Below are 15,358 nucleotides of genomic sequence, written 5' to 3' on the forward strand. Positions count from 1 at the left end.
CCGTACGCACGGTGGTGTGGGAGGACGGGGGGAGAAATCCCCCCTCCTACCCGATTCCCCAGACTCAATCACGATTTGTTGCCGTTCGCCTTTTCAGAATAGTCACTCATTCTCTAAAATCATACGACCCAAGTTCACGGAACGTCTGCAACTCCTGTTTGACAGATCGGTCGTTCGAGACTCCGACTTCTCATTCCAGATCCAGTGAACGTAGCAAATTTTATCTGGCAGCAACTGACTTATGTCCAATGAGAAAACGGAAGGCATCATTATTCGGCTGGCTGATTTCAGCGAGTCCAGTAAAGTCATTACCTGGTTTACCCGGGATTTTGGTAAAACTGCTAGTTTGGCGAAAGGCGCGAAACGGCTGAAAAGCGCATTCGAGGCTGCTATTGACTTGCTGGCCACATGTCGGATAGTCTTCATCCGAAAATCTTCCGGCGGGCTTGATATTTTGACCGAAGCCCAACTCGTGAATCGTTTTCGCCCTTATCCTGGAAATCTTTCCAACCTGTATGTAGGTTACTACATTGCCGAATTATTGAATGCTCTGACTGAGGAACATGATCCTCATCCAGATTTGTTTGATGCGGCGTATGCAGTATTACAACACCTGCAGGAGCATGATGATTTTCAGAAAGCGTTGATTAAATTTGAGTTAACCATGTTAGACGAGATCGGCCAACTTCCTCAGTTCGAGCACTGTGCTGGATGCAGTCAGGAATTAGGGCAGTTGGAATCGTATCTTTATGATGCCAATAACGGTGGACTGTATTGCCGGCATTGTGAACAACAGCGACACGGAAATGTGCGTGTCTCTCGAGGTACAGTGACGGTACTGCAAAAACTGTTAGACGAAAATACACAACTATCCCAGCGATTGAACTTATCCCTTCAACAACAACGAGAGATTCGACAATTGCTGACCACGACCATGTCTCATATCTTGGGGCGCCGTCCTAAAATGGCACCCTACCTGCAACTATAAACACTTCATTTCCCTCAGGTGGAAGTCAGGGATGACCATGTCCACTTATGACTTACAAAATAAATATCCCTCTGTAGCCCGCAGCATTTGTCTTTGTCTGACACTGGCACTGTGTGGTTTACTTCCGGGGTGCGCGATGTTTGGCGAACGGACTTCAAATTTCGCCGCATTGAAGCCTCCTTGGTCAAAAAAGAGTGTGACCGACGACCCTTCGATCGAGGACGTTCGCGGACCGATGCAGCGCGTGATGCAGACTGCACTCTGGAACAAGAAGAAGGACTCTACTTTTTTTGAACCTGCGGTAGGTGCTGCAGAATACAAGCAGGCGAATGAAAAATTCAAAGCGAAGGAATATAAAGCGGCTGAGAAGGAATTCAAAGCCATCGTCAAAAAATACAAAAATGATCCGATCAAAGAAGACGCCCAGTTCATGGTGGCGGAATGTCAGTATGAGCAGAAATATTATTCCTGGGCTCAGGACAGCTACGATAAACTGCTGATTGATTTTCCCTCAACCCGACATCTGGATCAAACCACAAAGCGACTGTTTTCGATTGCCCGCTACTGGCTGCAGGAACCATCGATTGTGAAGGGGAACGATATTCAGCAGGTCAACCTGGAAGATCCCGGTTCAGAAACTCCGGAAATTCCCAGTGATGGCAAACAGCGGAAATCGCGCTGGGCACTATTGCCGAACTTTTTTGATCGCTCGCGTCCCGTCTTTGACACCGAGAACCGGGCACTGGAAGCACTCAAATCGATCTGGCTGCATGACCCGACCGGACCGTTAGCCGATGATTCGCTGATGCTGACCGCCAGCTATTATCTGAAAAAAGGGCGGTATATGGATGCCGACCGCACTTTCAGTCTGCTGCGAGAAGAATATCCGAAGAGCCCACACCTCGAAGACGCATTCAAGCTGGGCACGCATGTGAAATTGATGTCTTACCAGGGACCCCAATATGATGCCACGGTGCTGACGGATGCGGGAGATCTCAAAGCGACCACAATGCGTCTCTTTCCGAAAGCAGAGCAGGCACGTCTCAAGGAAGAATTGAAAAAAATTGAACATGCCAAGGCCAAACGCGACTGGGAAACCGTTCAATACTGGATGCGTCGCAGTAAACCAAAATCAGCGGCCATTTACTGTAACCTGCTGATTGAAAATCACCCTACATCTCCCTTCGCTAATCAGGCGCGGGAATTACTGTCAGAGTTAGGGGAAGAGAATACCAACCACCTTTGGGCAAACTATGCTACGCCGAAAAAGATGGTACAGCAGCAACCCGAACCGAAAAGATCATTCATGCCGGGATTACCCGGGTTTGGAAAAGCAGACCCAGCTCCGGCAAAAACAAGACCAACACCACCAGCGAAGCAGGAGCTGGAACCACCGGCTCGCTTGAAACTGGATGGGTTCGGGGATCCGATTCGGAAAATTCCTCTGGAAGAAGAATCGGAACCAGCGAGAATTAAACTTTAAATGATGTAATGGCGTGGCAGAAACTCTGTTTTCTGTTGAATAAATTCATGGTACGTATCGTGGCAAAATTGTTACTGCTGTCACTACTGTCGATAGATCTGACGGGCTGTGGTTACACGGTCGGAAATTCTTATCAACAGGATGTGCAGACCGTTTACGTACCAATTTTTGAAAACAATACCTTTCGTCGTGGATTCGAATATCAGTTAACTGAAGCCGTGCAGCAGAGAATTCAGTCACGGACTCCGTTTCGTCTAGCGAAAGGAGTCGAAGCAGATACCCGGCTCAGTGGCAGAATTATACAGATCAACAAAAGCGTCTTAGGAACAACACAAAATAATGACCCACGAAACCTGAACCTGCAGTTTGTAGTTGAGGTGACTTGGGAAGACATGCGCAGTGGAAGGATCCTGTCTCAACAGGAAGTGCCCATCACTGCGGATGTGGTCAATTTGGTCTCACAGGCTTCATTTGCACCGGAAGTCGGGCAATCTCTGGCAACAGCGACTAAAACGGCCACAGACAGTTTAGCAAACCAGATCGTCCAATTAATGGAAGCCCCCTGGTAAACTGACATGACATAGAGACAAACACGGATAGTCAGGAATTTTCTTTCCTGCTACACTACGGCCACATGTGGTCGCAAGACATTTCAGAATATTCAACAACAAAACAACAACTCCCCACCTTACTAAAACACCTATCTTCTTCAATAGCACGGATTGCTATCGTATATCGGGCCTCAAGCCAGTGGATCTGGCTCGTCGATCAACCAGACCGGCAATTCAGGGAAGGATTTGGACAACACATGAAATCGAAACTGGTTTTACAGCAAAGAGCACTCGTTATAGCCTGCTGTGCTGCATTCACGTTACTACTGATCAACAACGAGTCACAGGCACAGCTGGAACAACGGAAACAACGTCCCAATCCGGCAGACGCTGTCCTCAAGGTGCAAGGGTTGCCTCCCGCGTTGGAAAAGATCCTGGAAGACTGGGAAACCCATTCGAAAAAAATCGAAAAACTGGAAGGTAATCATACTCGTTACTGGTATGACGATGTATTTCAGGTGGAAAAACTATCTGAAGGCAAGTTCTATTACGAACAACCTGATAAAGGGCGCATTGATATTACCGGGGTCAAAGTCCCAAAAGGGAAGCAAGGAAAGAAACAAAACAAGGATGGTAAACCCTATCAGCTGAAACCGGGAGATAATGAACGCTGGATCTGTGATGGGAAACGAATATTTTCCATCAATGAAGATGAAAAATCCTATGAAATTTATCCGATCCCTCTGAACCGTCGCGGGGAGAACATTATGGAAGGGCCTCTCCCCTTCCTGTTTGGTATGCCGGCGGCGACTGCCAAAAAACGCTACTTCTTGAAACTGCTGGAGAATACTCCTCAGCGGATCATCATTGCAGTCAAGCCCAGGCGCCGCGCCGATGCGGCCAACTACAGTGAAGCAAAGGTCATGTTAAATCCAGAGACCTTTTTACCAAGTGCAGTCCAGCTGATTCATCCGGGAGGAAATCAGTCAACTGTTTACACATTTGGAAACGTAGTTGCAAATAAAAACCAAGGGCTCATCAGACGTGTGTTTGGTAATGATCCATTTGTTCCAGATTTGGATGACTATCAGTTACAAGGGAAAGTCGTTGCGTTAGCGCAAGGGCCGAATCCCCCACAGGTGGCTTTCAAAGTGCCTTCCACAATCGGCAGAGATTACAAGGCAGCGAAACAAATGTTGCAGCAGATGGGATTTAAACCAGAAGTCCATCCGGGGGATCCTGCACAAAAACCAGGAGAACGCAAGTATCACGTCTATCGACAGAAGCCACAGCCCGGGACAACAGCCAAAAAAGGTGATACCATTCATCTTCTGCTGTATACTGATCCCAGTACACCGAAGAAATAGAGCCTGGCTAAATCACAGAGACGCGGGACCTTTAAGGCCTTTGGAATTCGTTCCAAGGGCCTTAATTATTGCGAGCACGCATCGCACGCTGGATATCCATGCGTGCGGAATCCTTTTTAAGCTTCTCGCGTTTGTCGTGCAGCTTGCGGCCTTTGGCGATCCCCAGTTTCACTTTCACCAACCCACGCGTGAAATAAACGCTTAACGGAACCAGTGTCAGGCTGGAGTTTTCGCTTTGCTCTGCAAATTTCTTGATCTCAGATTTCTTCATCAACAACTTGCGGGGACGTCGGGATTGGTGATTCATCGTGTTGGCCTGGGGATACAGGGCGATGTCACAATTAAATAACCAGACTTCGCCGTCCTGCATTCGCGCAAAACCTTCTTCGATGGAAATTTTATTCGCACGAATACTTTTGACTTCACTGCCAGCCAGCATAATGCCACAGTCCAGCGTTTCCAGGATCTCATAATTGTGGCGGGCTTTACGATTCTGGCAAACAGTGCGCGAATTCGGGTCTTCTTTCGAAGCTTTCTTTTTTCCTTTTTTACCCATTGCCAAAATCTCCACCCGACCACACGCCGGAACTACAGCTGATATTCTTGATTGATCGCTTGTTGAATGAAACGAGGAAAAACACGATTTCCCGTTCAGGACCGACACGTCTTCTGGTAGGAAGGTTCAGTCAAATTGTGACCTTAATGACTCTCCGGTCTCACCTGCACCTGAAGTGCCCCCAGCATACGGGTAATCTGTTTTTCTTTCTTGGAAATGAAAGGCACATTGTCCAACACGATCGCCCGGGGCTCATTGCGGGGATGCAACACCAGCCGCCCTGATCGTAACAGGATATATTCAAAAATATCGCTGATCTCTTTATCAATTTTCAAATTCGGGGCAGAAAACCGCTCCAGATCGCTTAAAAAACCGTGGTGATGCAGTAACTCGTTCCCTCTGACCTCCCAGTAATCAAAGCGGACACTGATCGCCACTCCAACAAAGATCAGTCCCAGGATTCCAGAAAACATCCAATACATCTGGGAATTAGCCCAGGGACGCAGACTTTTCAGAAAATTGGTAATAGAGGGGATGATGTCAGGATTGAATCGCAGCAGCATCCAGACTCCCATAAAAATAGCAGCCCCTAAAAAGAACAGCGTCAGAGAGGTGGTGCGAGGGAAGTCAAATGCCAATACCGTGATGTTTAATCCGAAGACCACCAGAAAAACTAAGGCCATGACTTCTGCCATGTGCTCGCTTTTGCCACCAATGTGGGCAGACTCTCCCATGATGGTCATAAAAATCGCAGCGGCGATCGACACGATCAATGTCGGATAGAGAAAAACAATTTTGGGATACGAAATCAAATAGATGCTGGAAGGCATCTCATCTTTGGGAGAACTCTGATTAAGTTCCTGTTCGTCATTCGTATTGGAATCATCAGCCATTATCGAATCCCTTATCTGTAATCGCGTGTTGACGGTACTGCTTCCAAGGCACAATGCGGGCTCTGAAGCTTATGAAACGGTTTTCCACCAGAAAAGGATCACAAAACCAGCAGCAACTTAGAGAAATAGAGCTGATTTTCGCGATAACATCCGGTGACACAAATCGTTTCAGCAACTCAGATTATCTATTATTCAATCCCTGTTGCCTGAACGCCAATAGTAGACGTGATCAAACTGGACTTCAAGCCTGATACTCGTCTGAAAAGTCAGCCAGGTTCCCGAATAGTGACCATACATGAAAAGCCCGGGACCTGCTCGGGTTATAGACTGATGTGGTGCTGATTTGATCTAATACAACGATTATGAGTGAAAATAGGTCTATTTTGTATAAAATATATAATGAAAGATATATATAATATATCAAAATCAAAAGTAAGGGCTTATCAGGCTTTCGGTTCCTTGGTAAATATTGATGTATGCAACAACGACTCAATAAAACAATTCGTTCCACGTCTGTTTTCGGGCTGGGTTTCCTGGCGCTGTTTATTGCGCCGCCCTTACCTGCCGCGGATAAGGTGGATTACCTGAAAGAGATCAAACCGATCTTTGCTGAGAAGTGCTTTGCCTGTCATAGTGCGCTCAAACAGGAGGCCGAGTTGCGGCTGGAAACACGCGAACTCATGCTCGACGGAGGCGACAGCGGCACGGTTCTCAACCCGGGAAAACCAGATCAGAGTCTGTTGCACGAACGTATCATCGCTAAAGCTGACGAACAGATGCCACCGCCGGAAGCAGGTTCACGGCTGACGGATCATGAAATTGCATTAATCAAAGCCTGGATCACGCAGGGGGCCATCACGCCGAAAGAAGAAATTCCCGGCAGTCCGAAAGAGCATTGGTCGTTTCAGCCACCCGTCAAAGCGAACATTCCTGGCGACTCCCAGATTCAAAATCCGATTGACGCGTTTTTGGAGGCACAACGCAAGCAACTGGGTTTGGTCACTGTAGAACCTGCTTCCAAACGGGTCTTGTTGCGTCGTGTTTATCTTGATCTCATCGGTTTGCCGCCCACGCAGAAACAGCTTCAAGATTTTGTGAATGATTCTGACAAGGACGCGTATCAAAAAGTCGTACGCAAGCTGTTAGCGAGCCCTCAGCATGGCGAACGCTGGGGCCGGCACTGGATGGATATCTGGAGATATACCGACTGGTACGGTCTGGGCAAGCAACTTCGCTACAGTCAAAAACATATCTGGCATTGGCGCGACTGGATTATCGAGTCTTTAAATCGGGACAGCAGTTATGCCGAAATGGTGCAGGACATGCTTGCCGCTGATGAACTCAAACCGACCGACCACCAAGCCCTGCGTGCGACTGGATTTCTTGCGCGACATTATTATCTATTTAACCGCACGACCTGGCTCGACAGCACTCTGGAACATACTTCCAAAGCATTCCTGGGGCTGACGATGAATTGTGCCAAATGTCACGATCACAAATACGATCCGCTAACGCACGTGGATTATTATCAGATGCGGGCCATTTTCGAACCGTATCAGGTGCGGCTCGACGCCCTGCCTGGCGAGACCGACTTGGAGAAAAATGGGTTGCCCCGTATTTTCGATGCCCATGCCGACACGAAAACCTACGTGCACATACGCGGCGATGAGAAAAAACCCGATCAAAGCCGGGAACTGAGACCGGCTCCGCCCGAACTCTTCACCTTCGATTCTTTTCAGGTCACATCGGTGACTTTGCCTCCCGAAGCACATCATCCCGGTATCCAGGACTTTGTACTTAAAGATCAACTTAAAGCAGTAGATGTCAAAATTGCCGCCGCCGAGAAATCGGCTCTCAAAGCGAAGCAACAACTGTCGATGCTGGAACAGGCCGCACAGACCGAACTGGTTCAGCAGCAAACTCCGGAAAAGTCAGCCCCCTTTCTGGTAGATGATTTCAAGGCAGCGAAGTCAGAGCTCTGGACGATGGGACCCGGACAATGGGCCTTTCAGGAAGGTAAGTTGATTCAAACCAAAACGGGTTATGGCCGCGCGTATCTGCGTTCAAAACAAGACCATCCGCAGAATTTCAAAGCAACCTTCAAATTCAAAACCACCGGCGGCGACAAATGGCGTTCGGTGGGTCTGGCCTTTGATGTTAACGACAAGCGGGAAAAGATGATTTATCTGAGCGCGGTTCAGCCGGGCTCGAAGCTACAGGTTTCCTATAACGAAGGTTCCAAATCTGTTTATCCCGCAGAAGGACGGCATGGATGTGAAGTCAATCTGAACGAACCCTATGAGCTCGAAATTAAAGTCCGCGACCAACTGGTCAATGTTTCTCTGAATGGAGTGCACGCGATTTCCTATCGCCTGCCGCTCCAACGCGAGTCCGGGAAAATCGATCTCATGGCATTTGATGCCGCCGCGGAATTCGAGATGATCAACATCAGTTCGCTCTCATCTGATGAAACGATGATCGACGGCAAGCAGTCTGTAAAACCATCACTAGCACTGACGAAAGCAAAATATAAAACAGTCGAAGTTTCGTTGCACATCGCACAGCTTTCAAAAGTCGCGATCCAGACCGCTCACGCAGCCGATAAGGCTCGGTATTCAAAACTGCCGGAAGCAAAACAGATAGCATTAAGACAGGCCGCTGCTCTGGCTGCCCGAAAATATGAACTGGCGCAAGCAGAAGAAAAACTGGCGAAAGCCAATGAAAAGTCAGAGGCAGCAACCGGAGCAGCAAAGAAAAAAGTCGAAACAGAAATCGCAGCTGCTAAGAAACAGGTTGAAACAGCTAAGCAGTCGCTGAGCAAGCCCGGAGAGAAATACACACGCGTGCGGGCATCACTCAAAGCATTGGAAGGGCCAGCGGAAAAAGAGGCTACCCGATTCCAACCCTATCCCGAAACCAGTACCGGGCGCCGTGCCGCGTTTGCCCGTTGGATTACGCATCGACAGAACCCATTGACGGCCCGGGTTGCCGTGAATCATATCTGGTTAAGGCATTTCGGTCAGCCACTGGTCGAGGATGTTACCGATTTTGGACTCCGCGCCAAACAGCCGTTGCAGCAACAGTTGCTGGACTGGCTGGCGGTTGAGTTAATGGAGCACAACTGGAGCATGAAACATTTGCATGAGTTGATGACCACTTCCAAGGCCTATCAACTTAGCAGTTCCACGATCAATGCCGATCCTCAAACCCAGGCAAAAGATCAAGAGAATCATTACTACTGGCGGCGCAATATGGTGCGGATGGAATCGGAAATCATTCGGGACAGCCTGCTGCATCTGGCCGGCGAACTCGATCTGACCAGCGGGGGCCCGACCATTGATCCAGCGAAGAACCCCGACAGTAAACGCCGCAGTATGTATTTTACGACCTCGCGCGATGCGCAGGATAAGTTCCTCAGTATGTTTGATGCGGCTGACATCTTTGCCTGCTATCGGCGCAACGAAAGTGTGGTGCCGCAACAGGCATTGGCGCTGGCCAACAGCAAGGTCTCGCTGCAGATGGCGCGGAAAATTACGGAGCAGATACGCAAAGATCATCCCGAACTTATTAATCAGAAATTTGTCAAACTCGCCTATGAGAAAATTCTGTGCATTGAACCCACGGCTCAGGAACTGGCGATTTGTCTGACCGCGTTGGCTGAAACAGAGTCCCTGCTAAAAACGACGAAAAAACAGAATCCCGTCTGGCGATCGCGTGAAAACCTGGTTCACGCATTACTCAACCATAACGATTTCATCACGATTCGATGAAGGTGCGTCATGAATACACAACATGATTTTCAGAATTCTACCGGCGGTCTTCCTCGTCGTAATTTCCTCACGAGCCTCAGTTCAGGGCTCGCGGGTATTTCGCTGACTGCGCTGTTGCAGGATGAAGATCGCGCCCAGGCTTCGACGGCCCATGTTCCACCGGATGGGAAAGCCCATTTCCCTCCCAAAGCCAAAAGTGTGATCTGGATGTTCATGCGGGGGGGCGTCAGTCATATGGAAAGTTTCGATCCTAAGCCGATGCTGACCAAATATGCGGGGAAATCGATCAGTGAGACTCCCTGGAAAGGCGTGCAAGAGTCAGAAAAACTGAAACGGGTTCGCGTAGTCGTGGTCAACGATGCCAACGGCCAGCAGCGGAATAAAGTTTATCCACTCCAAGTCGGTTTCAAAAAATACGGCGAGAGCGGGATCGAAGTCAGCGACTGGTTTCCTCAACTCGGTGGCTGTGTAGATGATCTTTCCATCGTACGCTCCATGTGGACGACCGATGACAATCACGGCGCGCAGGTCCAGTTCCATTCCGGCCGGCATATGCTGGATGGTCGCGTGCCAACCATCGGTGCCTGGATCAATTATGGCCTCGGCTCACTGAACCAGAATCTTCCACAATTCATCAATATGGGGCCGCGTTTTTTTGATGTGAGAGACGGGCACTACCTGGGGCCCGCCTACGATTCGGTGCCCCTCAAAATCGATCCGAAAAATCCGCTGCCCTATGCCAAGCCGGAACTGGACCTCAGCAGCGAAGAACAAAGGATCGAGTTCTCGCTGATCAATCAGTTAAACCGTCTCAATTCTGAAAAATATCCGAATGACAGTACGCTTCAGGCACGAATGAAATCGTACGAACTGGCATTTCGCATGCAGACCGCGGTGCCGGAAGTAATCCAGTTTGATCAGGAAACCAAAGAGACTCAGGAACTTTACGGCTTGAACAATCCCGCCACCAAGCCGTTTGGCATGCAGTTATTAGCTGCACGACGGTTTGTTGAGAAAGGGGTGCGGTTCATTCAGGTCATGCACGGTTCGGGAGCCGCCGGTGCTTGGGATTCGCATTCCAACTTGAAAGCAAGCCACTCCAAGCTGGCAATGCAGGTCGATCAACCCGCGGCCGGTCTCTTGAAAGATCTGAAGCGTCGAGGCCTGTTGAAAGATACGATTGTTGTGTTCGCAACCGAATTTGGGCGGACCCCTGGTTCGCAGGGGAGTAACGGCCGCGATCACCATCCGTATGGTTTTTCCATCTGGATGGCCGGTGGCGGCATTAAAGGAGGGATCGCACACGGCACGACCGATGAACTCGGTTTCCATGCAGAAGAAGATCCCCATTATGTGACCGACGTGCACGCCACGCTGATGAAGCAGTTGGGACTGAATGCCCGCCGTCTGGAAGTGCCCGGTCAGAAACGCCTTGAATTGGATTATGGACACCCGATCGACGGAATCATCGCTTAGCCCGCATTTACGTTGAAGTGCCCGTTACGGTTTCGTTGAACGCAGTCTGCTCTGTATAATTGATTCTTTGCGATGTAGAATCGCAGATGAATTCTATTTTTCACACAGCGGATGCGAAAGGCTTCTCCATGTTTCGGTTCATATGTCTTGCTCTGGCACTGGTCCAATTTCAATTTCTACTCGGCGCGGAATCTACCTCGGCGAAAACCTACCAGGTTTATTTTCTGGGTGGCCAGTCTAACATGGACGGGTATGGCTATGTCAAAGATCTACCCGAGGATCTGCAGCAGCAGGTACCAGGAGTAATGATCTTTCATGCGAATCCGGCTCCGGATGGTGTGCCTGTGGACGGTCGTGGTATTTGGGCTCCTTTGAAACCGGGGCATGGAGCCGGCTTTAAATCAGATGGCACGGCAAATACCTATTCAAACCGCTTTGGTACCGAGCTGACTTTTGCGAAAACGCTCAAAGAACTCGCCCCGGAAGAAAACTTCGCCTTGATCAAAATATCGCGTGGCGGCACTTCACTGGCCATCGATGCGGCAGGTAACTTCGGCTGCTGGGACCCCGATTATGAAAAAGGAACCGGCAAAGGTCAGGGCATCAACCAATACGATCATTTTCTGGCTGGCATGAAACGGGCACTGCAAACACGTGACATTGATCAGGATGGCGAAGCAGATACACTGGTTCCTGCCGGCATCGTCTGGATGCAGGGAGAAAGCGATGCTGTTTACACCGAGGAAATCGCCCGACAATATGAAGCCAACCTGAAGCGTCTGATGGACTTAATTCGCGCGTCGGTTCTGACCGATGACCTGCCTGTGGTGATTGGTCGGATTTCAGATTCGGGTGATAATCCGGAGGGAAAGGTCTGGAAGTACGGCGAGATCGTTCGGTCCGGACAGGCGGCATTCGTCGAAAAAGACAAACGTGCAGCGCTGGTGACCAGTACCGATGATTATGGTTATTCAGATCGTTGGCACTATAATTCAGAAGGTTATCTGGATTTAGGCAGGAAATTTGCCCAGGCCCTATGGAAACTCCCTCAGGAGTAATACTATTGGTTCATCAATCTTGAATTAACAGGTGATCGATGCTTGGCGAGCACGCCAACGAGCGTGCGGACTATTTCGAATAACGTGATATTTCAAGTCTGATAAGACACTATTCTGATATGAGTGATTCGCGTTTACTTTGTGTTCTTCGATAGAAACAGTGATTTAGGTATCAATATGAAACCGGAACTTCTTTCCCCGGCCGGCACACACAGATCAATGCAGTATGCCTACGCTTATGGAGCCGATGCCGTTTATGCAGGACAGCCTCGCTACAGTTTGCGTGTTCGTGAAAACGAATTCAACAAGCTGGAAGTGATGGCCGGAGCCGTCGAAGAAGCGCACAAACTGGGTAAGAAATTTTACATTGCCAGTAACATCGCGCCTCACAATCTGAAAGTACGCAGTTATCTCAAGAACATGGAACCGGTCATTGACATGAAACCGGATGCTCTGATCATGTCTGACCCCGGGCTGATCATGATGGTCCGGGAACGCTGGCCTGACGTCCCCATTCATTTGTCCGTCCAAGCGAATGCGGTCAACTACGCCACCGTGCAGTTCTGGAAGAACTTCGGACTGAGCCGCGTAATTCTTTCGAGAGAACTCTCGATCAAAGAAGTGGCAGAAATCCAGGAAGAGTGTCCCGACATGGAACTGGAAGTCTTCGTGCACGGGGCGCTCTGTATTGCGTATTCCGGGCGCTGTTTGCTTTCCGGCTATATGAACCACCGTGATTCGAATCAGGGGAACTGCACCAACGCCTGTCGCTGGGATTATAAAGTTAATGACGCAGTCCAGACGCTGGAGGGGGATATCGTCCTCAAAAATCCTCCCCCACCGAAACGACAGCAGCAGCTTCCGATTGTCGATCAAGTCTTCCTGCTGGAAGAACCGCAGCGGCCCGGCGAATATATGCCCGCTTATGAAGATGAGCATGGCACCTATATTATGAACTCCAAAGACCTGCGAGCCGTACAGCATGTGAAGACATTCAGCGACATGGGAATCAGCTCGCTGAAAATTGAAGGACGCACAAAGTCCTTCTTTTATGCAGCCCGCACCGCACAGGTTTATCGCAAAGCCATTGATGATGCGGCCGCTGGTATCGAATTCAGTGATAGTTTACTGGAGATGCTCGACAGTCTTTCCAACCGCGGTTATACCGAGGGCTTCTTCCAGCGACATGCTTCTGAAAGTATGCAGAATTATGAGCTCGGGCGCTCGGTTGCCAATAAACAACAGTTTGTTGGTGATATCATCGACCGTGATGCAGACGGCCTGATTGTGGATGTCAAAAACAAGTTTGGGCTGAACGATGAACTGGAGTTGATGACGCCTACTGGAAATCATGTCTTTCAGTTGAAAGCACTGTTAAACAAACATTCTGAGTTGGTAGATGTTGCTCCTGGTAGCGGGCATGTCGTCAAGATCCCCTTTACCGATAACCAGCTTGAGGACAGTGCTGGACAATTAAGCGACCACGATTCGCAGTTTGCCTTATTAATGAAATCGGTGAACACACCAGCGGAGTCGTCTTTGGTTTAGCGGATCTTATTTACCGGCAACCGTCAGTTCATTCTTGACCTTGCGCACGCCCGGTTCCAGCATCGCCAGAAACTCGACCAGTTTCTTTGTACCCGCTGATTCGACCTGACCTCGCAGAGTCACACTGCGGTCTGCGTTGAGTTCGAACTGTACGCCCCGCAATTGTTCGTTGCGGTCCTTAATACGGTCGAACGACTGTCCCATTGAGTTCTGCACGTTGCTCAATGGGAGTGGAGGCGCGGTAAAGGCGACACGCATTTGTGGACGGAAGGAGGGGACTTTCGGACCCGTTTGACCGGCATTGAACTGGTTCGATCCGCCAGTGTTGGCTCGGTTAAAATTGCGTGCCTGACCGGCATTATTACCTGTGTTTTGTGCGTTGCTCCGTCCGATGAACGAATTCTGTGTTGCGTCTGAGCGGCCGATGAAACCGTTTTGGGCATTCAGAGATTGCATGTTTCCCATTGTGGAGAGGCCAAATTGAGAATTTCCCCCCGCCTGATTCCCCGTGTTGGCATTTCCAATCGTCGTTCCGGAATTTCCGGATGACTGTGAGGAACTGCTATTAGACAGGGTTTGCACCTGCGCCTCGGTTTGTTCTGTGACTCCGATGGTTAAACACGCGCAAACTGTGATACAGAAAGCGTTTGTGGATATAGAGCGTGCCATGAAATTTCCCGAAAACAGAAGCCAGAATAGAATAGCGCCACGTCAGTTCTAATTATAACATCGACATTTGAACGTGGAAGCAAATAATCTGTTTTTCAAAGGGGGGGAATACGTTTACTCTGGAGACGCATTCAAACTAAATTGCCGATAACCGGCGTGAGCGGGCGCGCTTTCCTGAATCAGACTGTTGAGTCGCTCGGCGGGAGCCTTGCTTTGATCATTCAGCAGACTGTTTAGCTGCTGTTCCAGTCGGCGGATTCGTTCATCCCTTGCGTCCGATTCAGGCTCACTGATTTCTGCTTTGACCTGTTGAATTGTGTTATCCGGTTCTGCAACCTGTTTTACTCGCGACTCCAGGAGTTCCGCAGAGAGTTCCAGACGTTTCCCCTGTTCCCGCCGCGCCAATGTTTCCACAAGCACGTTTTCTTTCAGGGCAGGCTGCTCTTGAGCCAGAGACTGTTCAGTGGGCTGAGGGGTTTTTCCATCTAGTTTGACTGAGATCATCCGCGAATAAATTTCGCCAGAACCCTGTTGAGTCAACTGGACGCGCAACGCACATTCTGCCTGATCTCTTCCTTTGCGCACATAAGGGATAAATACCTGATAGGCGGGCCCCAATGTTGATTCAACGGCATGGACCTGCCAGGCGCCGGCATCAAATTTGTATTGATGAATGGGTTTATTCTGTTCGCTTACCTTTCCCTGGTCATCATAAAGATGGATTGTGACTTCACCCTTTACGTAAACAGGGGAAGAATTTTTGTGCTGGAAAAACAAAATCTGTCCTGCAAATCCACGTGTCGGCATACCGTCTACGCCTTTTCCTTCAGTCGCCTCCCAGAGCGCGACGGTTTCCACAGCCGGCTTTTTAGATGTGGCAAACTTTTTGCCACCGTTCCAGTCCCAGGTTGACAATGCAAGGCTCGTACAGCCTGTGAATAACGGCGCGATCAACAACAGTAACACTAAATATCGAATAGGCACGATCAGCAGTTTCAT

At 49.4% G+C, this 15,358-nt stretch carries 12 protein-coding genes; 8 read left to right on the forward strand and 4 right to left on the reverse strand.

Translation table 11 applies throughout. The annotated features are described in order from the left end of the window. Positions 1 to 241: 241 nt before the first annotated feature. From recO to AAC022_RS11815, 4 genes are all read left to right on the forward strand, one after another. Positions 242 to 988: a DNA repair protein RecO gene (gene recO / locus AAC022_RS11800; protein ID WP_339731114.1), complete on the forward strand. Its 747-nt coding sequence runs from the start codon at positions 242 to 244 to the stop codon at positions 986 to 988. Positions 989 to 1,025: 37 nt separating this feature from the next. Then, on the forward strand, positions 1,026 to 2,471 hold the full coding sequence (bamD, locus tag AAC022_RS11805) for an outer membrane protein assembly factor BamD (protein WP_339731115.1): 1,446 nt from the start codon (positions 1,026 to 1,028) through the stop codon (positions 2,469 to 2,471). Positions 2,472 to 2,530: 59 nt separating this feature from the next. Further along, complete coding sequence (lptE, locus tag AAC022_RS11810) at positions 2,531 to 3,040, forward strand: LPS assembly lipoprotein LptE (protein WP_339731116.1); 510 nt, start codon at positions 2,531 to 2,533, stop codon at positions 3,038 to 3,040. Between the two features lie 239 nt (positions 3,041 to 3,279). Continuing rightward, the gene (locus AAC022_RS11815; RefSeq protein WP_339731119.1) at positions 3,280 to 4,389 is read left to right on the forward strand and encodes a PASTA domain-containing protein; all 1,110 of its coding nucleotides are present in this window, start codon (positions 3,280 to 3,282) and stop codon (positions 4,387 to 4,389) included. Positions 4,390 to 4,450: 61 nt separating this feature from the next. Here the strand turns inward: AAC022_RS11815 and smpB are convergent, their stop codons facing one another. Together smpB and AAC022_RS11825 are read right to left on the reverse strand one after the other, a co-directional pair. Next, a complete protein-coding gene (gene smpB, locus AAC022_RS11820; protein ID WP_339731120.1) occupies positions 4,451 to 4,945 on the reverse strand; it encodes an SsrA-binding protein SmpB in 495 nt (164 codons plus the stop codon). A 143-nt stretch (positions 4,946 to 5,088) separates the two neighbouring features. Further along, on the reverse strand, positions 5,089 to 5,838 hold the full coding sequence (locus AAC022_RS11825; RefSeq protein WP_339731122.1) for a hypothetical protein: 750 nt from the start codon (positions 5,836 to 5,838) through the stop codon (positions 5,089 to 5,091). 476 nt (positions 5,839 to 6,314) lie between these two features. On the opposite strand from AAC022_RS11825, the gene AAC022_RS11830 reads away from it, so the two are divergent. From AAC022_RS11830 to yegQ, 4 genes are all read left to right on the forward strand, one after another. After that, the gene (locus AAC022_RS11830; RefSeq protein ID WP_339731123.1) at positions 6,315 to 9,608 is read left to right on the forward strand and encodes a PSD1 and planctomycete cytochrome C domain-containing protein; all 3,294 of its coding nucleotides are present in this window, start codon (positions 6,315 to 6,317) and stop codon (positions 9,606 to 9,608) included. Positions 9,609 to 9,617: 9 nt separating this feature from the next. Further along, entirely contained in the window at positions 9,618 to 11,084 is a 1,467-nt protein-coding gene (locus AAC022_RS11835; protein WP_339731124.1) for a DUF1501 domain-containing protein, read from the forward strand. A 128-nt stretch (positions 11,085 to 11,212) separates the two neighbouring features. Next, positions 11,213 to 12,142, forward strand: coding sequence for a sialate O-acetylesterase (locus AAC022_RS11840; RefSeq protein WP_339731127.1), 930 nt, complete (start codon positions 11,213 to 11,215; stop codon positions 12,140 to 12,142). 177 nt (positions 12,143 to 12,319) lie between these two features. Continuing rightward, entirely contained in the window at positions 12,320 to 13,690 is a 1,371-nt protein-coding gene (gene yegQ, locus AAC022_RS11845; protein ID WP_339731128.1) for a tRNA 5-hydroxyuridine modification protein YegQ, read from the forward strand. Positions 13,691 to 13,696: 6 nt separating this feature from the next. Here yegQ and AAC022_RS11850 read toward each other — a convergent pair whose 3' ends face one another. Next, complete coding sequence (locus tag AAC022_RS11850) at positions 13,697 to 14,359, reverse strand: BON domain-containing protein (protein ID WP_339731129.1); 663 nt, start codon at positions 14,357 to 14,359, stop codon at positions 13,697 to 13,699. A gap of 114 nt (positions 14,360 to 14,473) precedes the next feature. Next, on the reverse strand, positions 14,474 to 15,358 hold the full coding sequence (locus AAC022_RS11855; RefSeq protein WP_339731130.1) for a hypothetical protein: 885 nt from the start codon (positions 15,356 to 15,358) through the stop codon (positions 14,474 to 14,476).

The sequence above is a fragment of the uncultured Gimesia sp. genome (assembly GCF_963976445.1).
GTDB lineage: Bacteria > Planctomycetota > Planctomycetia > Planctomycetales > Planctomycetaceae > Gimesia.

Excerpts from the sequence above, each read along its gene's own strand:
- recO (WP_339731114.1), top strand. The coding sequence starts at position 242 with ATGTCCAATGAGAAAACGGAAGGCATCATTATTCGGCTGGCTGATTTC.
- bamD (WP_339731115.1), top strand. The coding sequence starts at position 1,026 with ATGTCCACTTATGACTTACAAAATAAATATCCCTCTGTAGCCCGCAGC.
- AAC022_RS11815 (WP_339731119.1), top strand. The coding sequence starts at position 3,280 with ATGAAATCGAAACTGGTTTTACAGCAAAGAGCACTCGTTATAGCCTGC.
- smpB (WP_339731120.1), bottom strand. The coding sequence starts at position 4,945 with ATGGGTAAAAAAGGAAAAAAGAAAGCTTCGAAAGAAGACCCGAATTCG.
- AAC022_RS11825 (WP_339731122.1), bottom strand. The coding sequence starts at position 5,838 with ATGGCTGATGATTCCAATACGAATGACGAACAGGAACTTAATCAGAGT.
- AAC022_RS11830 (WP_339731123.1), top strand. The coding sequence starts at position 6,315 with ATGCAACAACGACTCAATAAAACAATTCGTTCCACGTCTGTTTTCGGG.
- AAC022_RS11835 (WP_339731124.1), top strand. The coding sequence starts at position 9,618 with ATGAATACACAACATGATTTTCAGAATTCTACCGGCGGTCTTCCTCGT.
- AAC022_RS11840 (WP_339731127.1), top strand. The coding sequence starts at position 11,213 with ATGTTTCGGTTCATATGTCTTGCTCTGGCACTGGTCCAATTTCAATTT.
- yegQ (WP_339731128.1), top strand. The coding sequence starts at position 12,320 with ATGAAACCGGAACTTCTTTCCCCGGCCGGCACACACAGATCAATGCAG.
- AAC022_RS11850 (WP_339731129.1), bottom strand. The coding sequence starts at position 14,359 with ATGGCACGCTCTATATCCACAAACGCTTTCTGTATCACAGTTTGCGCG.
- AAC022_RS11855 (WP_339731130.1), bottom strand. The coding sequence starts at position 15,358 with ATGAAACTGCTGATCGTGCCTATTCGATATTTAGTGTTACTGTTGTTG.